Origin of the sequence: Pseudomonas sp. CC6-YY-74, assembly GCF_002025205.1 — a bacterium.
GTDB lineage: Bacteria > Pseudomonadota > Gammaproteobacteria > Pseudomonadales > Pseudomonadaceae > Aquipseudomonas > Aquipseudomonas paeninsulae.
The window spans coordinates 3,906,731-3,928,396 of sequence record NZ_CP019947.1 but is presented as its reverse complement, the minus strand read 5'-3'; the positions used below and the strand labels follow the sequence as shown (position 1 = coordinate 3,928,396).

20 protein-coding genes are annotated in these 21,666 nt (G+C 60.0%); 8 read left to right on the top strand and 12 right to left on the bottom strand.

Annotated features, from left to right (window positions below; translation table 11 throughout):
* Positions 1-47 precede the first annotated feature (47 nt).
* Entirely contained in the window at positions 48-1,280 is a 1,233-nt protein-coding gene (locus B2D37_RS17845) for a TauD/TfdA family dioxygenase (RefSeq protein WP_079203958.1), read from the bottom strand.
* 212 nt (positions 1,281-1,492) lie between these two features.
* On the opposite strand from B2D37_RS17845, the gene B2D37_RS17840 reads away from it, so the two are divergent.
* The gene (locus B2D37_RS17840; RefSeq protein WP_218190335.1) at positions 1,493-2,458 is read left to right on the top strand and encodes a LysR substrate-binding domain-containing protein; all 966 of its coding nucleotides are present in this window, start codon (positions 1,493-1,495) and stop codon (positions 2,456-2,458) included.
* Positions 2,459-2,519: 61 nt separating this feature from the next.
* On the opposite strand, the gene choX is transcribed toward B2D37_RS17840, so the two are convergent.
* Entirely contained in the window at positions 2,520-3,464 is a 945-nt protein-coding gene (gene choX, locus B2D37_RS17835) for a choline ABC transporter substrate-binding protein (protein ID WP_079203957.1), read from the bottom strand.
* Between the two features lie 964 nt (positions 3,465-4,428).
* Here choX and B2D37_RS17825 point away from each other — a divergent pair.
* A complete protein-coding gene (locus B2D37_RS17825; RefSeq protein WP_177345245.1) occupies positions 4,429-5,658 on the top strand; it encodes an MFS transporter in 1,230 nt (409 codons plus the stop codon).
* Positions 5,659-5,704: 46 nt separating this feature from the next.
* Here the strand turns inward: B2D37_RS17825 and B2D37_RS17820 are convergent, their stop codons facing one another.
* The 3 genes from B2D37_RS17820 to B2D37_RS17810 all read right to left on the bottom strand — a co-directional run bounded on the left by B2D37_RS17820 (position 5,705) and on the right by B2D37_RS17810 (position 7,390).
* Positions 5,705-6,028 carry a hypothetical protein gene (locus B2D37_RS17820; protein WP_079203955.1) on the bottom strand — a complete coding sequence of 108 codons (324 nt, stop codon included), beginning with the start codon at positions 6,026-6,028 and terminating at the stop codon, positions 5,705-5,707.
* Between the two features lie 83 nt (positions 6,029-6,111).
* Positions 6,112-7,104, bottom strand: coding sequence for a YeiH family protein (locus tag B2D37_RS17815; protein WP_079203954.1), 993 nt, complete (start codon positions 7,102-7,104; stop codon positions 6,112-6,114).
* A gap of 85 nt (positions 7,105-7,189) precedes the next feature.
* Positions 7,190-7,390 (bottom strand): hypothetical protein, encoded by a 201-nt coding sequence (locus B2D37_RS17810; protein ID WP_079203953.1) that lies wholly within the window; start codon positions 7,388-7,390, stop codon positions 7,190-7,192.
* 103 nt (positions 7,391-7,493) lie between these two features.
* Between B2D37_RS17810 and B2D37_RS17805 the strand changes: the two genes are divergently transcribed.
* Entirely contained in the window at positions 7,494-8,405 is a 912-nt protein-coding gene (locus B2D37_RS17805) for a LysR family transcriptional regulator (RefSeq protein ID WP_079205024.1), read from the top strand.
* Between the two features lie 126 nt (positions 8,406-8,531).
* Here the strand turns inward: B2D37_RS17805 and B2D37_RS17800 are convergent, their stop codons facing one another.
* From B2D37_RS17800 to B2D37_RS17790, 3 genes are all read right to left on the bottom strand, one after another.
* Positions 8,532-9,641, bottom strand: coding sequence for a polyamine ABC transporter substrate-binding protein (locus B2D37_RS17800; protein WP_079203952.1), 1,110 nt, complete (start codon positions 9,639-9,641; stop codon positions 8,532-8,534).
* A 93-nt stretch (positions 9,642-9,734) separates the two neighbouring features.
* The gene (locus tag B2D37_RS17795) at positions 9,735-10,763 is read right to left on the bottom strand and encodes a histone deacetylase family protein (protein WP_079203951.1); all 1,029 of its coding nucleotides are present in this window, start codon (positions 10,761-10,763) and stop codon (positions 9,735-9,737) included.
* 153 nt (positions 10,764-10,916) lie between these two features.
* The gene (locus B2D37_RS17790; RefSeq protein WP_079205023.1) at positions 10,917-11,909 is read right to left on the bottom strand and encodes an AraC family transcriptional regulator; all 993 of its coding nucleotides are present in this window, start codon (positions 11,907-11,909) and stop codon (positions 10,917-10,919) included.
* A 509-nt stretch (positions 11,910-12,418) separates the two neighbouring features.
* On the opposite strand from B2D37_RS17790, the gene purE reads away from it, so the two are divergent.
* From purE to B2D37_RS17765, 5 genes are all read left to right on the top strand, one after another.
* Positions 12,419-12,910: a 5-(carboxyamino)imidazole ribonucleotide mutase gene (gene purE, locus B2D37_RS17785; protein WP_079203950.1), complete on the top strand. Its 492-nt coding sequence runs from the start codon at positions 12,419-12,421 to the stop codon at positions 12,908-12,910.
* 103 nt (positions 12,911-13,013) lie between these two features.
* Positions 13,014-14,099 (top strand): 5-(carboxyamino)imidazole ribonucleotide synthase, encoded by a 1,086-nt coding sequence (locus tag B2D37_RS17780; protein WP_079203949.1) that lies wholly within the window; start codon positions 13,014-13,016, stop codon positions 14,097-14,099.
* A gap of 312 nt (positions 14,100-14,411) precedes the next feature.
* Positions 14,412-14,657, top strand: coding sequence for a GlsB/YeaQ/YmgE family stress response membrane protein (locus B2D37_RS17775; RefSeq protein ID WP_079203948.1), 246 nt, complete (start codon positions 14,412-14,414; stop codon positions 14,655-14,657).
* A 313-nt stretch (positions 14,658-14,970) separates the two neighbouring features.
* Positions 14,971-15,504: a DUF3299 domain-containing protein gene (locus B2D37_RS17770; protein WP_079203947.1), complete on the top strand. Its 534-nt coding sequence runs from the start codon at positions 14,971-14,973 to the stop codon at positions 15,502-15,504.
* A 16-nt stretch (positions 15,505-15,520) separates the two neighbouring features.
* Complete coding sequence (locus B2D37_RS17765) at positions 15,521-15,988, top strand: FAD/FMN-containing dehydrogenase (protein ID WP_079203946.1); 468 nt, start codon at positions 15,521-15,523, stop codon at positions 15,986-15,988.
* A gap of 15 nt (positions 15,989-16,003) precedes the next feature.
* Here the strand turns inward: B2D37_RS17765 and B2D37_RS23840 are convergent, their stop codons facing one another.
* The 4 genes from B2D37_RS23840 to B2D37_RS17745 form a co-directional block, all read right to left on the bottom strand.
* A complete protein-coding gene (locus tag B2D37_RS23840) occupies positions 16,004-17,131 on the bottom strand; it encodes a T6SS immunity protein Tli4 family protein (protein WP_256573094.1) in 1,128 nt (375 codons plus the stop codon).
* Positions 17,132-17,442: 311 nt separating this feature from the next.
* Positions 17,443-18,198: a lysozyme inhibitor LprI family protein gene (locus B2D37_RS17755; RefSeq protein WP_079203945.1), complete on the bottom strand. Its 756-nt coding sequence runs from the start codon at positions 18,196-18,198 to the stop codon at positions 17,443-17,445.
* A 181-nt stretch (positions 18,199-18,379) separates the two neighbouring features.
* Positions 18,380-19,189: a hypothetical protein gene (locus B2D37_RS17750; RefSeq protein ID WP_079203944.1), complete on the bottom strand. Its 810-nt coding sequence runs from the start codon at positions 19,187-19,189 to the stop codon at positions 18,380-18,382.
* Positions 19,186-21,636: a glycoside hydrolase family 19 protein gene (locus B2D37_RS17745; RefSeq protein ID WP_079203943.1), complete on the bottom strand. Its 2,451-nt coding sequence runs from the start codon at positions 21,634-21,636 to the stop codon at positions 19,186-19,188. The genes B2D37_RS17750 and B2D37_RS17745 overlap by 4 nt, the downstream gene beginning before the upstream one ends.
* Positions 21,637-21,666 lie beyond the last annotated feature (30 nt).

Here is a 21,666-nt window from a genome sequence, read left to right as displayed (position 1 = left end):
CGATACGGGCATTGTCTATTTCTGCAGCCGGGTTGCCGCGCGTGCAATCAGGTCGCTGCGCCACTGCTCTGGCGGGCGGTGACCCTCAGGGCCGACTCGACCATGTCGTAATCGACATAGCAGCCTTGCAGGTGACGTCGACCGGTTTGCGGGTCGAAGCGCTTGCGCCCATGCATGACCCGGCGGTTGTCGAAGGCGACCATCTCGCCGGCGGCCAGGCGCAGGTCGAGGCGGTAACGCGGTGAGCGCAGAATTTTCCAGAAGGCCAGGTAGGCGCGGTACCAGGGCATGATCTGCGCAGGCGGCAAGCGCAGGCTGTCGCGCAGCCAGTTGTTGAAGCGCACCTCGATGACCTGGTCGTGCTCGTCGAGGTGAATCACCGTGGCGCGCGTCACCAGGTCCACTTCTTCGTCGGCGAAGCGGCAGTCGATGCTGGTTTCGGCCAGCAGGCGGAAGGCCTGCGGGTCCTGTTTGCGCAAGGCCTCGGCCACGGCGACGCCGTCGGCGAAGATCGACTCGCCGCCCTGGGCGTCGTTGGCCAGGCAATAGAGCATCTGGATATCCGGCGGATTCTTCCAGTTGGTCAGGTCGGTATGCAGCTCCAGGCCCAGCGCGGTGTAGGCGGCGTTATTGGGCTTGGGCTTGCTGAAAACCTCGAAGCGCCCGCCGAAGTTGCTGGCGCGAATCGGGCCGATGGTGGCTGCCACCTGGTCGATCTCGCCGCCCGCGCTGGGGCCGTTCTGCAGGATCGCGAAGCCATCGCGACACAACGCATGCAGCCATGCCAGGCGCGCGCTGCCACCGGCCATGTAGTCGGCGAAGTCACTGCGATGGGGGATGAAGTGTTCCGCCCAGGCCTGGTTCGCCGGCACGATATTCGGCTGCCAGGCCTGCTGCTGCGGGCGCAGCTGATACAGCCAGCCGGCATCGAAGCGGCTGGCATGACCATCGCTCCAGGTCAGTGCCAGGTGTCCGTCCTGCACATTGATGGCCGGGGCCACCTCCAGGCAGTTGGGGTCCAGGTCGATGATGAACTGGGTGCGCTCGTAGGTCTGCGGGTGCCGGCAGGTGTCACAGGCGCAGTGATCGCGCAGCCACAGCAGCGGAAATGCGCCACTTTCGCGGGTATCCAGCAGCTGCCAGTCGATGTGGATGCAGGCGTCTGCGCAGTGGGCGGCGACGATCGGCAGTGAGTTGGCGTAGGCGCCATATTCTTTCATGTCGACTGAGCTGCTCAGGCTATCGGCGGCGGCAGCTGGGGGGGTGAGGCAGTCAGTCATCGGGTATCTCCGCTAAAGCGCAGCGCGCGTAAAAGTAGCTCGGTTGGCCGTGAAGTGAGGTGTTCGGCGCATGCCCGGTGCAAGCAAGCGTGAGGCTTGGCAGTGGGGCTGACAAACGATCAATTCGCGCTCTAAGACCAAGCCATGCTAATGCCTGCCTTAGTCATGTGGGTTATTCTCGGCGCACTGTCCTTCGTCAAGGAGCCACCCTCATGCACGATTCCCCGCGACCTGCTTCGGCCATTACCAGCGGGTCAATGGCTGATAATTTGGATCTGTCCGGGCTGACCCATGATCTTCCGCCCTTGCTCTGGCTGGAGGCATTCGAGGTGGCCGCCCGCACCTTGAGTTTCACCGCCGCCGGCCGCGAGCTGAACATTACCCAGTCGGCAGTCAGTCAGCGCATCCGTTTGCTGGAAGATCGCCTCGGCCAGCCGCTGTTCGTCCGCCATCCGCGCAGCCTGAGTCTGACCCTGGCCGGCCAGGCCTGGTTGCCCTCTATCCAGACCGCCTTCTTGCGCATGCGCGACAGCACGGCCGAGGTGTTCGGCCTGTCGCGCGATGCGCCGGTCACCTTGCGCTCCACGCCGCTGGCGCAACAGGCCTGGCTGGCGCCGCGTTTGGTGGCTTTTCACAAGGCTCATCCAGAGGTTGCCTTGCACCTGGCCAGCGGCTTCTGGAGCAATGACTTCGGCAGCGAGGGCGCGGACATGGAGATCCGTTACGGTCGCGGCGATTGGGACGAGCAGGAGTGCATTGCCCTGGGCGAGGGCGAAGAACAGATGGTGGCCCTGGCCACGCCGGAACTGGCGGCACGTTTGCAGTCTCCTCAGGATCTGGCTGGCGAGACGCTGTTGCACTCAGTCGGCTTCGCGGTTGGCTGGCGCGCCTGGTTGCAGGCGGCTGGGGTGGCCGAGTTGGAGCGGCAAACCCGGCGGGTCAGCTGCGACACCCAGGTGATGGCATTGGAACTGGCGCGCCAGGGCATGGGCGTTGCCTTGGCCCACCGCAACCTGTTCATGCGTTGGCAGCGCGAAGTGCGCCACGGTCTGGTCCCGGTGTTCGATCTATGCGTGACCACGCCGGAGCGTTTCTGGTTGGTGCGCCCGCTACGCCGCCAGTTGCGCGAGCCGGCGCAGAAGCTGTGGGACTGGTTGTCGAGCCACAGCAAGAGCTGACTCGGCGCTGTTCACCTCAGGTACGCACACCGGGCGCTCGGCCCGGCGTACTGCCTGCGAGTCAGAGCTGCAGGTGCTTCATCACTGCGGCCTTGCCATCCTGACCGTCGAAGGTCGTCACGCCCTCCAGCCAGGTGTCCAGCCACTGCGGATTCTTCGCGATCCATTGCTTGGCGACCTGCACCGCCGGTTCCTTGGCCATGATTCTTTCCATCATGTGCGACTCCATCGGGATGTCGAACTTCATGTTGCTCACCAGCTTGGCGGCGTTCGGGCAGCGCGTCTGGTAGTCGTTGGCCATCACGGTGTGGACCTTGGCCGCGCCACCGCCTGGTCCCCACAGGTCGTTGGCACCGCTGAGGTAGGTCATGTCGAACTGCAGGTTCATCGGGTGTGGCGCCCAGCCCAGGAAGACGATCGGCTCCTGCTTGCGGATGGCCCGCGCGACTTGCAGGCGCATGGCCGTCTCGCTGGACTCCACCAGCTGGAAGTCGCCGAGGCCGTAGCGATTTTCGTCGATCATGGTCCTGATCAGCTGGTTGCCGCCGGCTCCAGACTCGATGCCGTAGATTTTGCCTTTGAGTTGATCCTTGTAGCGGGCGATGTCACTCATGTCCTTGAGTCCGTCTGTCGCCAGGTAGCTCGGCACCGCCAGGGTGAATTTGGCCCCGGTCAGGTTGGGTTCCGGCAGCAGGGTTACGCTGTTGTTCGCCGCCGCCGGCTGGAACAGTGGGTCGGAGGCCGGCGACCAATAGTCGAGGAAGACGTCGATATCTTTCTTCTGCAAGGAAATCAGAATGATCGGCAGGCTCAGGGTCGTGACTTTCGTCTCGTAACCCAGCCCCTCGGCTACTGCCATGGTCAGGCCGTTGATGGCGCCATTGTCGACCCAGCCGACGTCGGCCAGCTTCAGGGTCTGGCATGACGGCGCTTCCTGGGCCCAGGACGGGCTCGCGGCGAGCGTCAATGCCATACCCAATAAAGTAGAACGATTCGCTTTATTCATTCTTGTAGTCTCACTGAAATTATAGTTTTAAGTGTGACAAGGACGACGATCACGGCCAGGCGTGGAGCTGCTGAGATTAGCGCGGCCATACTTTCGGCGGCGGCAGCGGGTGGAGGCTGGCAGTAATAGGGTCTCTCGACTAAAGCACATCGCAAGGAAATGGAGCCCGGCCATCCTTGAGCCGGCGCATTCGGCTTATGCCGAGTACGGGCAAGAGTGGGGCCAGGCCGATGTGCAGACAAACGATCAATTTGCCTGCTAAGGCCAAGCTGAACTAATGCCTGGCATTGCTATAGGTCGCGCTCTCCGGCGCACTGTCCCTCCTCAAGGGACAATCACCATGAATGCTGCGCTTCGACCCGCTTCGGCTGGAGGTCTTCGAGGTAGCGGCACGCACCTTGAATTTCACCCCGGTGAGGTACCCCGGCCTCGCCACACTCGATGACCACGCAGTACAGGTCCGGCCACTTCTCGAATACGCCCTGGGCGATCATGCTGGCCACGTGGGCCATGGCCGACTGCGGCAGCAGTGCCTGGGTTTCCCAGAAGAAGGTGGTCGGCCCCGCGCCGATCGGGTTGCTGTTGACCCCGCCCTGGCCGCCTAGGTGGATGGCGAACAGGCATGCTGGCGTCGAACGTCGAGATCATCTTGGCCAGCCTGCGTTAGGGCCTTAGGGCGGCGCATACGGGCAGTGGTTAAGACGTGAATTACCCAACAGATAAGCATCAAGTGCAGCTGGCTGGGGCGTGGTAAGCCATTGCTTGGCTGGCAGCGGTTACCTGGTGTATCTGTAGTTTTATGGCGTCTATTGATATCTGGGAGTCGTGCTCCGTGATGGATATGAGGTGATTTGCGCGACTCTAGTTGCGCCTCAGGGCTAATGATTAAAAAGCGATTAAATCGCTCTGTTTCGGGAGAGATTCACGTATGTATGTCGCAGTAAAAGCCACTTGGGCGCTCTTGATGAGTATGGGGCTGCTCATGCTCGGCAATGGCTTGCAGGGCTCGCTCATCGGTCTGCGCGCCACTCTGGAGGGGTTCTCCACTCAGTTTGCCGGGCTGCTCATGTCCGCCTACTTCGTTGGCTTTCTGCTGGGCTCGACCCTGACCCCCAAGATCGTTTCCAAGGTCGGCCACGTGCGCGTGTTCGCAGCATTGGCTTCACTGGCTTCGACCATGGTGTTGCTCCACTCGGTGTTCGTCGACCCGGCGCTCTGGTTCATCATGCGAGTGATCACCGGCTTCTGTATGGCCGGCCTGTACATAGTCGCCGAAAGCTGGCTCAACGCCCTCGCCACCAACCAGACGCGGGGCCAGCTGCTTTCGCTGTACATGGTCATCATGATCGGCGGCATGGCCTGCGGCCAGTTGCTGCTCAACGTCGCCGACCCGGGCGGCTTCAAGCTGTTCATTCTGATTTCGGTGCTGTTGTCCTTCGCGCTGTTGCCGGTCCTGCTCAGCGTTGCGCCGGCACCGAACTTCGCCTCACCTGCGCCTATGGGGCTGCGCCAGCTGTATCACAGCTCGCCCCTCGGGGTGATTGGTTGCATGGCCGTCGGCTTGTCCAACGGTGCGGTCGTGGGGGTGGGGGTGATCTACGCGGGGCTGATCGGTTTTCCGCTCTCCGACATCTCCATCTTCATGGGGCTGATTCTGCTGGGAAGCGTGGTGCTGCAATGGCCGATTGGCCATCTGTCCGACAAGCATGATCGGCGCTGGGTCATCCTCGTGGTCACGCTGCTGGCCGCGCTAGTGGCGCTGGTTGCGATACCTGCATCGCAGATATCCGCGAATAGTTTGCTGGCTGCGGCATTTCTGTTCGGCGGTCTGTCTTTTCCCATGTATTCGCTGTGCGTGTCGCATACCAACGACAACCTCGAGCCGAAACAAATGGTTGCGGCCAGCGGCAGCCTGGTGCTGGCGCTGGGCATAGGCGCGACCTTGGGGCCTTCAATTGCCGCCGCTGCCATGGGCCTGGTGGGACCAAACGGGTTGTTCTGGTTTCTTGCCGTGGTGCATGCCGGTGTCGGCGTGTTCGCCCTGTATCGCATGACCCAGCGCCGCTCGGTGCCACTCGATGAGCAAGGCCATTGCGTTGCCATTCCTGCTACGGCGTCCCAGGTGGCGATGGCCATGGTCCAGGAAACGGCGGTAGGTGATGCCGATGCAGTTGCTGATCGAGCAGTCGAGTAGCCATCGGCTGGCGCCGCCTCGCTCGCAAGCATGATCGAGGCAATCATCAGCTGAGCATGCGGGCGCTGCCTGCGCGGCGAGTGGGCGCCATCCGTCGATCGTCATCGCCCGGGTCTGGCAGCTGCCGATCTGACGCGTGTTGCAGGCCAGTGCTCTTCACTCGTTTGCTTGCGTCCAGCTCGGGCTTAGGCCCGCCCAATGTACCGAGGGCGTTGCCCAGGGTGAGGCTGCTGATTACCACCGCCACCTCGGTCAAAGGCAGCACTTGCAAGGTGGCAACCCGACCAAGCAGGATCAGGCCGAAGGCGAAACCGATCAGGCTCTGGGCCACGCTGGCCAGGGCCACGTACAGCAGAAATAACCCATGCACCTGCGACTCATACCGCCGCCATTGCCGGGCGGGCGGCCGTCTGCTGATCAGGCGGCCAGAGCAAGTGACCTCGGGCGATTGCTTTAGCCCAGCCACTTCACCGCGAACAGAATCAGCGTGGCGAGAAAAACGGTTTCACTGACCAGCAGGGTCGCCGGACGCCAGCCGACTTCCAGCAGTGACTTCAGCGAAGTCTTCATTCCCAAGGCGGCGATAGCCGTAATCAGGCACCAGCGCGACACATTGCCAGCAAATTCCTGCACCTGCGTCGAGGCTACACCACTGCTGTTAATGGCGACGAACAGCACAAAGAAGATGATGAACAAGGGCAACGGCAATGCCGGGCGCGGACCACCTGCCGCGCCGCGTTTACGCAGCAGTAGCGATAGGCTGAAGACGATCGGCACCAGCATCGCCACCCGCAGCAACTTGACCACGGTCGCGGTATCGCCGGTTTCATCCGACATGCTGTAGCCGGCACCGACCACCTGGGCCACATCGTGAATGGTCGCGCCGAGAAATACCCCGGCTTGCTGGGCATCCAGGCCAAACCATTGGGCGATCGGCGGGTAGGCGATCATCGCGATGGTGCTCAGCGCGGTCACGCTGATCACGGTGAAGATGGTGTTGCGCTCGCTGTCCTTGTTCTGCGGCAGTACTGCGGAAATCGCCAGTGCCGCAGAGGCGCCGCAGATGCCCACGCTGCCGCCGCTGAGAATGCCGAAGTCGCGTGACTGGCCGAGCAGCCGAGACAAGAGAATGCCGAAACTGATGGTCAGGAACACCGCGCCGATCACCACCGCCATCAGCGTACCGCCCAGCGAGAGGATCTGCTCCACGGTGATGCGCATGCCCAGCAGGGCCACGCCGATACGCAGGATGGTGCTGGAGGTGAAACGAATACCGGCGACCGCACGCCCTTCCTCGGAAAGAAAGCCCAGCGCCATGCCCAGCAACAGGGCCATCAGCATCACCGGCGCACCGTAATGCTCAGAGAGGAAGGAAGCACTGGCAGCGACGATCAGCGAGGCGATGATCCCCGGCAACAACAGGTTGAGTTTCTGTTTGCGGCGCATCAGCCAGGACGCTGGCGGCTGCGCCTCGTCCAGCGACGGGTTGGGTAGGGGAGGAATTGTGTGGTGCTGTTTTATGGTCATGTGCTCACCTGCACCCGGCGGGAATGACATGACTGCTTTTCGATGCGAGCAGGCCGTTGTGCCGGAACCCGGCTGTACTGCTCAGGTTCACCGCCAGGGCGGCGCTGAACACGCGGTCTGGCAGCACGCTTTCCACGCGCCGAGCCAACGCCTGTAATGGGCGAGGGAAGGGTGTGGCCTGGCGAATGGTTTTCAACAAAGGCATGGCATGGGTTTCCTTGGCAGTCGCAAGTAAACCTAAGCGTCTTGTGTTTAACTTAAAAACTGATTATATCCATATAACCTACCTGCATAAGTGGTTGATGCCAGTGCGGATAAGCCTGAGGCAATTACAAATCTTCTGCGCCGTTGCCAAGACGGGCAGTACAACGGCTGCGGCCGACTCGATAGCGTTGTCGCAGTCCGCCACCAGTGCCTCGCTGAATGAGCTTGAGGTGCTGCTGGGCACCAAACTGTTCGACCGCGTCGGCCGGCGCTTGCTGCTTAACGACAGCGGCAAGCTGTTGTTGCCCAAGGCGCAGCAACTGCTCGATGGCGCCGGTCAGATCGAGGAGCATTTTCGCGGTGAAGTCGGCGCGCTGAAGAGCACGCTACGGGTAGGGGCCAGCAGCACCATCGGCAATTATGTGCTGCCGCATTACCTGGCGGAATTTCGACGTATATGCCCCGAAATCCAAGTGAACGTGGCTATTTCCAATAGCGCCGCGGTGGCGGCAATGGTGGCCAACTTCGAAGTCGACATTGGCCTAATCGAAGGGCCTTGCCATGAGGCCGGGTTGACCGTGAGTCCCTGGTTGAGCGATCAGTTGCTGGTGTTCTCCGCACCCGAACACCCGCTGGCCAAGCGCAAGGGCGTGACCCTGGAAGAGTTGCAACAGGCGGAATGGTTGCTGCGTGAGCAGGGCTCCGGGACCCGCGAGGAAGTCGAGCATGCCTTGTTGCCGCACTTGCATGCGCTGAACCTGCAGACAGAGCTGGGCAGCTCGGAGGCCATCAAGCGCTCGGTGGCCGCCGGTCTCGGCATCAGCTGCCTGTCGCGTTGGGTGCTGGCGGACTGGCTCGACAACGGTCAGTTACAAGCGTTGGATAGCCTGTTGCCGCCACTGTCGCGCCGCTTCTACATGCTGCGCCATCGCGACAAATTCGTCTCCACCGCCCTGGAGCGCTTCTGGCAGCACTGCGCCGCCAAGGGGACTGGGATTCTCGTTAGCGGGGAGTAGTTTATTGCTCGGCTAAGGCCGCTCTCACAGGGCCGAGAAACCCGTGGCAGCGGCCTTGGCCGCGAAGCGTTGTGCTTAGGGGCGATCAAGGGACGACTCACTAGTCGTCCCGCCCCGGAGCTGTACTCAGGTGCCCGACTTGATCCGGGTCCAGGCGCGGGTGCGCAGGCGCTCGACCTTCAGCGGCAACGGCTTGAGCACATACAGGGTCTGCTGCGCTTCGGCGGTCGGGGTCAGGTCGGGGTTGTCGCGGATCTCTGTGCTGACCAGCGACATGGCGTCCTTGTTCGGGCTCGGGTAGCCGAGGAAATCGCTGATGGGCGCGACCACCCTCGGGTCGAGCAGGTTGTTGAGAAACTCGTGGGCCTCGTCGACGTTCTTGGAACTGGCCGGAATGGCGAAGGAGTCGAACCACAGCGGCGCACCTTCCTTGGGCAGGCGCCAGTCGACCACCACGCCGTTGCCGGCTTCCTTGGCGCGGTTGGCGAACTGGTAGAAGCTGCCCGAATAGCCGATGGCCACGCAGATGTTGCCGTTGGCGATGTCGTTCATGTACTTGGCCGAGTGGAAGTAGCGCACGTGCGGGCGGATCTTCAGCAACAGCTCGGTGGCCTTGTCGTAGTCCTCGCGCTTGCTGCTGCTTGGGTCCAGGCCCAGGTAGTGCAGGGCGATCGGCAGGATCTCGCCCGGCGAGTCGAGCATGGTCACCCCGCACTTCGCCAGCTTGGCGGCGTTCTCTTCCTTGAAGATCAGGTCCCAGCTGTTCACCGGGGCGTCCTCGCCGAGCGCGGCCTTGACCTTCTCCGGGTTGAAGCCGATCAGCACGGTGCCGTACATGTAGGGCATCGCGTGCTCATTGCCGGGGTCGTTGGCGGTCATCAGCTCCAGCAGGGCTGGGTCGAGGTGCTTCCAGTTGGGCAGCTGGCTCTTGTCCAGCTTCTGGAACACCCCGGCCCTGATCTCGGTGTCGAGGAAGGTATTGGTCGGCACCACCAGGTCGTAGCCGGAGTTGCCGGTGAGCAGCTTGGCCTCCAGCGCCTCGTTGGTGTCGAACACGTCCCAGGTCAGCTGAATGCCGGATTTGGCCTGGAACTCCTTGGGCACCGAGGGCAGCATGTAGTCGGCCCAGTTGTACACGCGCAGCTCGCGCTGCTTCTCTTCAGCTTGCGCCTGGGCCGCGCCGCACAGCGCGGTGGCGACCAGGGTCGCGCCGAATAGCTGGGTGATTCTGTTCATCGAGGCCACTCCGTTCTTGTTGTAATTCTGTCGCCGCGCTCGGGCGCGCGGGATTGCCTAGGGTGGATGGATAAGGCGTCATCCACCCTAGGATTAGCTCGCTTCGAAACCTTCCAGCACGTTCACCGCATTGATGCCGATCTCCTCCACCGCGTAGCCGCCCTCCATGACGAACAGGGTCGGCAGGCCGAGCGCGGCGATGCGCTGGCCCATGCGCAGGTAGTCCGGGCTGTCGAGCTTGAACTGGGAGATCGGGTCGTCCTTGAAGGTGTCCACGCCGAGCGAGACGATCAGCACTTCTGCGCCGTACTCGGCGATGCGCTGGCAGGCCTGCTCCAGGGCATCGGCCCATTCCTCCCAGCCGCTGCCGGCCGGTAACGGGTAGTTGAAGTTGCAGCCTTCGCCGGCGCCTTCGCCAGTTTCATCGGCATAGCCGAGGAAGAACGGAAACTCCGCCAGCGGATCGCCATGGATCGAGGCGAACAGCACATCGCTGCGGTCGTAGAAGATCGATTGAGTGCCGTTGCCGTGGTGGTAATCGACGTCGAGGATCGCCACCTTGGCCCGGCCCTGATCGAGGAAGGCCTGGGCGGCGATGGCCGCGTTGTTCAGGTAGCAGTAGCCGCCCATTACATCGGCGGCCGCGTGGTGGCCCGGCGGGCGACACAGGGCGAAGACGCTATGGGCGCCGGCGGCGATTTCCGCCTGGGCGCTAAGCGCGACTTGCGCGGCGCTGTAGGCGGCCTGCCAGGTACCGGCGGTAATCGGCGCCCCAGCGTCGAAGCTGTAGTAACCGAGCTGACCGTGCAGGCTTGTCGGCATGACCGAGCGCAGGGTGCGCGCTGGCCAGGTGTAGGGCAGCAGATCACCCTGACCGGCCTGCTCCTGCCAGCGCGCCCAGGCGCCCTCGAAAAACTCCAGATAGGCCGCGCTGTGGATGCGTTGCAGCGGCGCGCGGCCGAAGTCCTTGGGCGCGCGCACTTCGCCGAGCTGACGATCCTTGACCCGCGCCAGGATATGGTCGGCGCGTTGCGGCTTCTCGAAGCAGGGCACCAGTTGCCCGTTCATCAGTTCGCAGCTGCCGTGGTGCAGGTGATGGTCGTCGCTGTAGTAAGTCAGCATGTGTGGGCGGCTCCCAGGTTTGTTGTTGTGGCAAGCACAGCAATGGCTGCCAATCTTGTGGGAGTCATTGTTCGCCGGGCCGGCCGACTGGGGAACGCTGGCAACGGCCAATAGGGGATCGAAGTGGCCAAACTTGCTGGCCACAGCGTAGCGTCAGCTGCGGAAACGACTCGGCGCGACCCCGCTCCAGCGCTGGAAGGCATGCCGAAAGCTGGCGCTCTCGCTGAAGCCCAACTCCTCGGCGATCCGGCAGATCGGCCAGTCCTCCTGGGCGAGCAAGGTCTTCGCCCGTTCGAAGCGCAGCTCGTCGAGCAGTTCCTGATAATGGGTGCCGAGCTCCTGCAGGTGCCGGCGCAGGGAGCGCGGCGAGCAGTGCATCAGCTGCGCCAGCGCCTCCAGTCCCGGTGGCTCGGCCAAGTGGCTGGTCAGTGCCTCGCGCACGCGCTGCAGCCAGGCCTGGCGGGTGGTGAACTCGACATTCAGCTTGCGGCAGCGGGCGAGCATCTCCTGATGGGTGACCGGGTCGGCCAGCGGCAGGCGTCGTTGTAGCCACTCGGCGGGGAAGGCGAAGGCATTGCGCGGCGCCTCGAACTGCAACGGGCAGGCGAAGCTGGCCGGGTAGCGATCTATATAGGCCGGCCGGGCGTGGCGGAACTGCGCCGCGGCCAGTGGCACAGGCTGACCGAGCAGGTCATCGCAGATCAGCTTCAACGAGGCCAGGCACATCTCCACATTGAACTGCTCCAGCGCCGACGCATGTTGGTACTCGGCGGCGCCGACCCAGGCCAGTTCGTCTTCCACCGTCAGATCCAGCTTGAAATAGGTGCCGAGCAGGGCCGGGTACTGCAGAAGCAACTGCCAGGCGTCACCAAAGGTGGCACTCGACAGCGCGGCGTAACCGAGCAAGCCGTAGGCGGACACGTGCATACGACGGCCCAGCGCTAGGCCAAGGTCGCTGCGCTGGCTCAGGGCATTGGCGCACACTTGCAATTCCTGGGTGCGGGTGATGCGCTGCCCGCCGCTCGCGAGGTCGCTGGCCTGGATGCCACTGCCGGCCAGCAAGGCCTCGCTCCACTCGGGCCGTTCGGCGAACAGCTCGAGAATCATCGAGACGACATGCAGGGTGGTCAGGTGGGCATGCAACATCGACGGCATCCGCTGGGTTCGGGCGTTGAAACAGAGCAAGAAGCATACCGCGAGGCTGGGCCGGATCGGTTTTGGCTGCAGGCTATCGCGCAGCAGATGCTGCCCCGACTCAGTCATGGGCAATGTGCAGGAGCTGATGCCGGCGCTCGGGCCCCCTCAGGAAACCGAGCGTAATAGCCGTGCAAAGGGGTAGAGCTGAATGGATTCCGCGAGGGCTTCGATGTGCGAGGCCGGATGCGGTGTGTGCTGGCAGTTTGCTCCTGTGCAGGCGTCTAGCTCAAGGGCGCAGACGTTCACTGCCTGTATAGAGAGAGAAGGCCCGCGACCCCCGGCGCCAGGCCGGCGGACGGGCGGTCATGCAGGGGGGCGCTCTTTGTGGCGTTACGCTATACTGCGCCGCCTCAAAACCCGCCTGCTCGCGGGTTTGACCCGAACATGACAAGCCACGCCCTCTGCGTGGCTTGTTGGTTTTTGACGCGCCGTGAGGCGCCCGATGAAGAGGCACGACGATGAGCGCACTGGTTGGCGTGATCATGGGCTCCAAGTCCGATTGGTCCACCCTTAGCCACACCGCCGAGATGCTGGACAAGCTGGGCATCCCCTATGAAGTCAAAGTGGTGTCTGCCCACCGCACTCCGGATTTGCTGTTCCAGTACGCCGAACAGGCCGACAGCCGTGGCATCCAGGTGATCATCGCCGGTGCCGGTGGCGCCGCCCACCTGCCGGGCATGTGTGCGGCCAAGACCCACCTACCGGTACTCGGTGTGCCGGTGCAGTCGGCGATGCTCTCGGGCGTCGATTCGCTGCTGTCGATCGTGCAGATGCCGGCCGGTATTCCGGTCGCCACCCTGGCCATCGGCAAGGCCGGTGCGATCAACGCGGCGTTGCTGGCGGCGAGTATCCTCGGTCACCAGCACCCGCAGTTCCACGCGGCGCTGAAGCAGTTCCGTCAGGAGCAGACCGACACCGTGCTGGAAAATCCGGACCCGCGTCAGGCGTGACTGCCGGCTAGGCATTCCTGGCCGGATCAAGGCATCGCGGGCCCGCCCGCTCCCATGGGTTGTGTACCGCGAAGGCGCTTGCGGCATTTGAAGAGGTAGACGCATGAAAATCGGTGTAATCGGTGGCGGCCAACTGGGTCGTATGCTGGCCCTGGCAGGTACTCCGCTGGGGATGAACTTCGCCTTCCTCGATCCGGCTCCGGATGCGTGCGCCCAGGCGCTCGGCGAGCACATCCGCGCCGACTATGGCGATCAGGATCACCTGCGCCAATTGGCCGATGAGGTCGATCTGGTGACCTTCGAGTTCGAGAGCGTGCCGGCCGAGACCGTGGCGTTTCTCTCCCAGTTCGTGCCGGTCTACCCGTGCGCCGAGTCCTTGCGCATCGCCCGTGACCGTTGGTTCGAGAAGTCGATGTTCAAGGACCTCGGCATCCCGACGCCAGCGTTCGCCGACATCCAATCGCAGGTCGACCTGGATGCTGCCGCCGCCGCTATCGGTCTACCGGCGGTACTCAAGACCCGCACCCTGGGCTACGACGGCAAGGGCCAGAAGGTCCTGCGCACGCCTGCGGATGTGACCGGCGCCTTCGCCGAACTGGGCAGCGTACCGTGCCTCCTCGAAGGCTTCGTGCCCTTCACCGGCGAAGTCTCGCTGGTCGCCGTGCGCGGCCGCGATGGCGAGACGCGCTTCTACCCGCTGGTGCACAACCGCCACGACAGCGGCGTCCTCGCCCTGTCCATCGCCAGCAGCGACCACCCGTTGCAGGCCTTGGCCGAAGACTATGCTAGCCGCGTGCTGAGCCAACTCAACTACGTCGGCGTGCTGGCGTTCGAGTTCTTCGAAGTCGACGGCGGCCTCAAGGCCAACGAGATCGCCCCGCGCGTGCACAACTCCGGGCACTGGACCATCGAAGGCGCCGAGTGCAGCCAGTTCGAAAACCACCTGCGCGCCGTTGCCGGCCTGCCGCTGGGCTCGACCGCCAAGGTCGGCGAGAGCGCCATGCTCAACTTCATCGGCGTAGTACCGCCGGTGGCCGAGGTCATCGCCATCGACGACTGCCACCTGCACCACTACGGCAAGGCCTTCAAGGTCGGGCGCAAGGTCGGCCACGCCACCCTGCGCTGTGCCGATCGCGCCACCCTGGACCAGCAGATAGCTGCCGTTGAGGCGCTGATCAGCAAGGCATAAGAGGCTGCGAAAACACGCTCGCCTACTGCGGCCGTCTCCAGGGGGCCGCTGCTGACGTTGCGCTAAGCAAAAAACGGGGTCATTTAGCTCACTAAACGCCCCCGGTTTTTTGCGGAGCGCCTTGCCGCGAACACCTGGAGACGTCCTCGTGACGGCGTTCGATGTTTTCACAACCTCTGAAGTCGTCTCTGGCGGCGGCTGCAACCGGCACCGGAGATTTTTCACGGAACCTCCGCGACTCCCATCCATCCGATAGCCTAATGCCACGGCGTTTCTCCGCCCTGGCCCACTTACCTATTCGGAGAACCAGTCATGGGCATTATCGGCACCATCTTAATCGGCCTGATCGTTGGCCTGATTGCACGCTTCCTCAAGCCTGGCGACGACAGCATGGGCTGGATCATGACCATCCTGATCGGCATTGGCGGCGCCATCGCCGCGACCTACGGCGGCCAGGCGCTGGGCATCTACCAGGCGGGCCAGGGGGCGGGTTTCATCGGTGCAGTGATCGGCGCCATCGTTCTGCTGATAATCTACGGCGCAGTCAAAAAGGACTGAGCGCAGCCCTTGGTTGCCTGCTGGCCTGTTCGGTTAATCCGATTAGCCATGGACTCAAGCTTGTCCGGAGCCTGCTAGGAGGCCGCGCCTCCCGGCATTTTTCCTACCGTCCCATCCATGGGTGCGCTGGCGGGCTTGCGCCATTTGCCACAGCCATGCGGGGGCTTGCCCTTCGGCGAATGCAGCCCGTAAGGCTGCCAGGTTGCGGTGGCACGCTGCAGGACAAAGGCTTCGCCCCGAGGTCGGGCCGCCCACAGACAAGACCCAAACCGGCGAATTTGAGTTAATCCACTAACCACCTGCGAGTCCGCTCATGCGCTACCTGCTGTTGTCCCTCCTGCTATTGAGCAGCCTGGCCTGCGCCGAGCTGCCGGAAACCGACTGGCTCGAGCTGATGCCGGATGAAGACCGCCAGGCCCTCGAAGCCATGCCGGAAATCAGCCACGACAGTCCCGAACAGGACGGCACCTTCTACGATCCCAGTGGCCTCAAGCAGCAGGACAAGAACCTGCCCGCGGTGATGTACTCGGCCAAGACCGTAGCCGCCCTCGACGGCAAGGCCATCCGCCTGGGCGGCTACCCCGTGCCCCTGGAAACCGACTCCCAGGGCCGCAGCATCCTGTTCTTCCTCGTCCCCTATCCCGGCGCCTGCATCCACGTCCCACCACCGCCACCCAACCAGTTGGTGCTGGTGCGCTACCCGGCAGGCATCGAACTCGAAGACATCTACGCCCCGCTCTGGGTCAGCGGGACGTTGCAGGTAGAGCAGGTCAGCAACGAGCTGGCGGATGCGGCCTATGCGCTGGAGGCGGGGGCGGTGCGGCTGGTAACCGAGGAAGATCTATAAGACTGGAGTGTCAGCCATGAAAACCGCCCTCGTTCTGCTGCTGTGCCTGAGCTGCGCCAGCGTCATGGCGCTGGAAACCGGCGAGCGGCTGGCCCTTTGGACCCTGTTGGATCAGCACGACCAGTCCTACACCCTGGATAACCATCTACAGGTGCTGCTGGTGGCCCGCAGCATGGACGCCGCCAAACTGGTCGACGCCGCACTGCAAGGCAAGCCCAAGGGTTACCTGGAGCAACGCCACACGGTTTTTCTCGCCGATATCAGCCGCATGCCCAAGGTGATCGCCAGCCTGTTCGCCATCCCCAAGATGCGCGACTACAACTACCGCATTCTCCTAGACCGCGACGCCCGCATCGCGCCGCGCTACCCGGTAGACACTCCCAACGTGCTTTGGCTCGATTTGCGTGACGGTATACTGCAGGGGCAACGCAGCTTTGCGGACGCAACGGCATTGTCCCAGGCGCTGGAGGCGGTGGAACAGTAAATGTCTGCAGGGGCATTACTTCGCCAGGGTTTGTTTGATGCTTTCACTCAATACCTTGAACCGCGGGATGACCTCTTCGGGCGGTGGCGTTAGGTCTTTCAAATCATCGGTGCCCTGCTGGAAGGTGAACATCTGTACGGCCAGTAGTGGAGACAACGTGCCGCCGGTGTGGGCCAGGCCGAACCAGGCGCGTTCCTGTTCACCTGAGCCAGACTTGGGATCGAGGCGCCAGCCTTCCAGGCCGGCCAGGCGCTTGCCCAGGTACAGGCGCTCTATGAAGGCGGTTTTCGTCCACTTGTTGGCGTCGTAGCCGGGGCGGTAGTCGTTGTCGTAGGTGCCGGTGGTGGGCTTGGTCTGCCAAGGGTCATTCGCGGAGGCGGCGACCAGGGTGAAGATGACGTTGGGCGTGTGGGTAAAGCGCAGGCTGTTCTTGATGCTGTAGGCGGTTTTGCCATCGTCGGCGATAAAGCCGTAGGGAAAGCAGAAGCCTGGATCTTTGGGTACTTCGTAGAGTTCGCGTGGCTGAAAGCGGCCTATCAGCGCCTTGATGCGCTCGGCAGAGTCGGGGCCCGCCTTGCCGAAGGTGAAGTAGTACACCCGGCTGTTGCGCCAAAGCAGGGCCTCGCCCGGCGCGATATTGCCGCCCAAGAAGTAGGCGTCGGGAATACCAAGATCGTATTCATGGATTTTGGCGAGCGGGATTTTTCGTTCTATTTCCTTTAGATCAGTATCAAGACTGGCAATATCCTCTGGCTTATATTTGTTCTCTTTAAACTCCTTCAATAATCGGTTAGCTGTAACGAGGTCCTTCTTCAGTCTCTCCTGATACAGATTTGCCGTGCCCTTTTTATATCTCGCAGCGCCGTCGAAAGCGTCGCGCTCAACAATATCGCTGACATAGATGGTCAGGCCGTCGTAGTCATAGCTGGCGTTATCGCCACTGGCATAAACCTTCTTGGTAAAGCCATGCCCCCCCCCTTCGGTGATGCGGTTGGTATGGTCGGCATTGTAAACAGCCCACTGCATCACCTCTGGCACATCGAAGGTCATGCGCCCAATGCACTCCTGACGTGGCGCGTCAGCCAGCGCCATGCCCGCAGGAATCAGCAGGCATAGGCTCAGGTATTGGAATATTCTTTTCATGTGCGTCGGGTCCCTTCTGCATGCATGCCACTCGCTTCGGCGAACGTCTGATCGGACTGCTCAAGCAACTGGGCCAGGATGGTCAGGTTGATGCCGGAGTCGTTGTTCTCGCCCCGCGTCCAGTTGGTCGGCAGGACTGCAAAAAAGGGGACAGATTTATTTGTCGGCTACTCCCGTCAGTCAAAAATAAATCTGTCCCCTTATCGGTCCTGAGTATGGCCCCTAACTTCTGTGCGTTCTCACAATAAAGGCTTGATGATCGGGGAAGTAAATAAAACAGTTATCTTTTCCGACCAATTTAATCCTGGAAACTAACCATAGCTTCCAATTATTGAAAATATGCCTGAGTCAGGATCCTGCAGCATGCCGAATTTGCACTCTGATTTTCCATCTCGCCAAAAAACAAGTATTTTAACATTGAATTCTAATGGGTTGTTTTGACTTGCCTCATAGGAGGTGATCTCAATTTTTTCTATTGAGCTAATTGCTATATCGGTATAGCTATTATCAAGGGTGTTTCTACCCCAAAGAAATGAATTGATAAAATACTCAGAATCGCCTTTTAGAAAGCCATAGAATTGTTCTTCAAGATATTCCTTGTTCATGTGTTGCATGAAGCGCTTCACGTCTTTTGATTTTATTGTGTTCAGAAATCCGGTCAAAAATGCAGTTTTAATGTCGATTTGCCGAACCAAGTCGGGATTGTTGTAGAGGCAATCTAGCCCTCTGCACTCACTTTGCAGTGCACGAAGATATAAATCCCGCTCTTGGGTGATTTTTATTGCACAGTCCATATCAAACAAGAACTGATAAGATTGCCTATATCCGCACTGACCATCCCTTAACCTGATCCAGCTCAGCTGGCTTTCTTTAGCAGCCTGCTTGCCTTTCATGTCTAGCGACGATATGAGCTTAGTATAAGATTTATTTAGAGCAATGTCTGAGTCTTTATAAATTTCACTTAAACAGCGCAGCCCATTGAAATCATCTGTAGGCGTACGGCATGCAGCCACTGCCTGCATGGTTGACAGGAAACTAATAACAAAAAATATACTGATATTACGCATTATTTAAACTCAGCTGTGGGCAAGAAGAGCCGGAAACGAGAAGAATTGCAGATTTGTTTTCCGGTATATTACCAGTCGTAGAAATAAAGTTATCCCTTACTCATCCGGTTATTTATCTGTATATTGGTTTACTGGCTCATGGAAGAATATCCCTACGCCGCGTCCAAGTAATTGATCCGTTTTACTTATCGACGCCTAAGTTTTGGTTTGCGCATTCGAGTGTATCCTTGCGCTGTATCCACCCCTTGATGTCGCCTTTTTTCTTGTTGTGAAACACGGCCTCCAGCCAGCCTGCTTCCTGATTCAGTACTTGAACCTCATCGCCATCTATCAAATATTTTGAGGTTCTATCTGCAACGTTGGGCTGATCATGTAAGTAGGTCTTTCTCGATATGCGGGTAGTGATTTGTTTCTGTTCGAGCCATGCTTTGTATTGAGCGGAAGCTAATCTGCTTTGGATAGAGACTTCGGATTTGTATGGGTATTCGTATGCGAGTTTGTCGCTCGTAAGTGACGATAAGACGTCCCCACCAGCGCCGAAGTAGGTGCTGACTCGATCGCTCCGTTCGTACGTAAATGTGTCTAGGTACTTGTAGACCAGTGTTGTGAAGTAATCAGAGCCGTAGCTGATACCGGTGTCGGAGTAAAGGGTTGCTCTATGAATGACAAAGAGCTCTGCCTTACCGTCGAAATCTGAGTCTGCCAAGAAGGCGCTCTCCACTTTCCCAGGGTCGCCAAGATAGGGAAGTTCTGCGATTTGCGTTTCGCTTCCGGTATCGCAGTTCTGTCCCACTATCATGATGGGGAAAATATCACCATTCGGATCGATCGATATATTTGAAATTTCAAAGCGTATCGCGAAACTCTTGTCTAGAAGTATCGGGCTGTATAAATCCTTTTCAGATTTGGCCGCACAGGCTGAGCCGTCTGCATAGCATGTACTGACCACGGCAGAAAAAGTCAGTGCGCATAGTAGTTTTTTAATTTTCATGCAGAGCAGCTCCCATATAGCTCAATGAATACCTCAGTAATTTCGCGTTTAAATTGCTTTCTTTCCGCGAGGCCTTTATCCCCACCATTGATGATCCGTGTGATTTTCTTCACAGCTTCCTCTTCTGTGAGTTCGGTGTTTTCTGCGTGGACTTTCAAGTTATTGGTTTTCCAGAACCAGAGCCCGGTTTCGACAATTACAGCTACATCACTTTGTACCAGCGTCGGTTCTGCATCGATCGGCTTGCCTATTGCTAAGGCGCAAGCGTGATAGTTCGTGTAATGAGTGAGGTGGAGCAAACCTCGTCCGCGATAATCGTTGTCTGGATATTCGTTGCTGCCGAAGGAATGCTGGCCGTATCCTGCGTCGTTCTTTAGCAGGTTAGCCTCGATATATTGAAGTTTTGCTGCGTGGGTGGGAAAGGTTAGACCTTTACGAGTGAAGCCATTGTTGATTGCCGTAGGGGCCATGCTATATAGGTCTTGGGCTGTGTAGCTAGAGTAGTAAAGTGACTCGCGAAATGCAGTAAATCGTTTTGTTTCGTGTTTGGCTTGTGCAAGTAGATGGGTTACTTGGGAGCAGGAGTTGATTCCATATTTCTCGAAGAAATTTTCGGTATGCAAAACAAAGTCCTTGATGAAGTCCTCTGCTGTGTTGTTTGGACATATTTTTTTCATCAGCTCATAAGTTATAGAGATGCTCTTGTTGCATTTCGAGCAGGTATTTTTTCTCTTACCCGTAAAGTCGGCAACGAGCATGGGAGCATGGAGGTGCCAAGCTAATCCATCTCCACTAATCTCATGCTGCCCCGCCAGCTCTTTCCACCAGCTCAGCTTCTCGATCCGCTGTTTTTCCACTTCCCAGGTCTGATTTGGCGTGCCAGGCTCCTCTGCCAGCAATGGGTCGAGTTCGTCCCATTTGCTTTTGTTCCAGTACCACTCGCTTTCATATTTGGTGATTAGCTGGCCAAGCACTTGGGCGTGCCAGGGTTTGCCGAGAGCTGCGCGAATCTCGTCGCTGGTAAGTACGTCGTCCTTATTGGTGTCGACTATGTCGTAGAGGCGGGCGATGCCCAAGATAGGGCCGCCGTCGGCTTTGCTGATCTGGGCGCGGTAATTCTGCTTTTCATCGTCGCTCAGCATGCCTCTGGCATTCAGGGTGTAGGCCAGTTTCTCAACCGGCTTGCCGGTGTCTTCGATGCATTGGAAGTCTTGCCATTCCCAAGGGCTATGGCGCGTGGTGATTAGGTCTTGTTCGGCGAGCCAACCGTTGATGGGGTTGCCATCCCTGTCTGCGAGCAGTCCGTCCAGACGCCACCAGTGAGTGGTCTGCGGAATGTTGCTGCCGGCGACAGCTTTGCTGGCTTTGATTTTGTTAGCCGCTGGTAACCCATCAAGCAGGGCTTGAGGAATGATCAGATCAACGCCGATCTGGCTGCCGGCGTCGCCTAGTTGGGGTGGGTTGTCGGCCTTGATATCGTCACGGTGGGTGATCAGTCGGCTGGCGTCCTTGTGGACCTTGAGCAGGGTCTTCTCGGTATCTGGCAGGCTGCGGGCCCAGGCTTGGCTTTGGCTGATAAAGCTGGGTACGTCTTCGCAGCTGAATACCTCCAGATGCAGCAGCGGCTGCGCTGCGCCGTTGTGGTTCTGATAGGTGCCTAGATGACCGATCAGGTCGCCGGCCTTGATCGCGATGCCTGGGTTTAGCACTACCACGCTGTCCTTGGCCTTGGGTTCGTGTTGGGCTTTGAGCAGTTTGAAGGCCACAAAGCCGGGTAGCTTGCCTGCACTGTCTGGCGTCAGAGCCGGTTCGGCTGCCCCACTGACGATGCTAAGCAACTTACAGTAATCGCCCTCTGGGTGGCTGACGGTGACCTGCGAGTCCTTGGCTAGCACGGCCAAATGCGTGCCGTTGGTGTTGGGCTCGGCACGTACATTGAGGCCCTGGTCTTTGGTGTCGACGATATACGTTACTGCGTCCCAGAATCCCGGTCGGGCAAGATCCGCTTTGGCCTGATAGCCCGCCCAGTCCTGCAAATGCATATACAGGCTGTAGACGGTCAGTGTGGGAGGCGACTGTTCGCTGGCTGTTGATGTGCCGTTGCTGGGCTGAGGAGGCTGGAGCTTATGTTTGACCAACACGAACCCCGAGGAGAACGGCACGCGTTTGATCTGCGGGATGGCCTCGGTGTATTCGCTGACCGGGTAGCTATCGTTGATGCGATAAGCGATCACCTCGCCATCGGCGATACAGCGCACGCTGGACTGGTCAAAGACCGCAGCGGTGCCTTTGTCGAAGTGCACGCCGCCGTGCCACAGGCCGTTCTCGCCGGTGGGGTAGTAGCCATCCTTGGCTTTGGCCATGTGGGTCAGGTACTGCAGTGGGTTTACCGATGCTTCAGTGGTTTTGAACGGATACGCCCAGTTGATCGGTTTGCTGTCTGCCATGGTGGTAATCCCTAATCCTTGTTGGCGAGC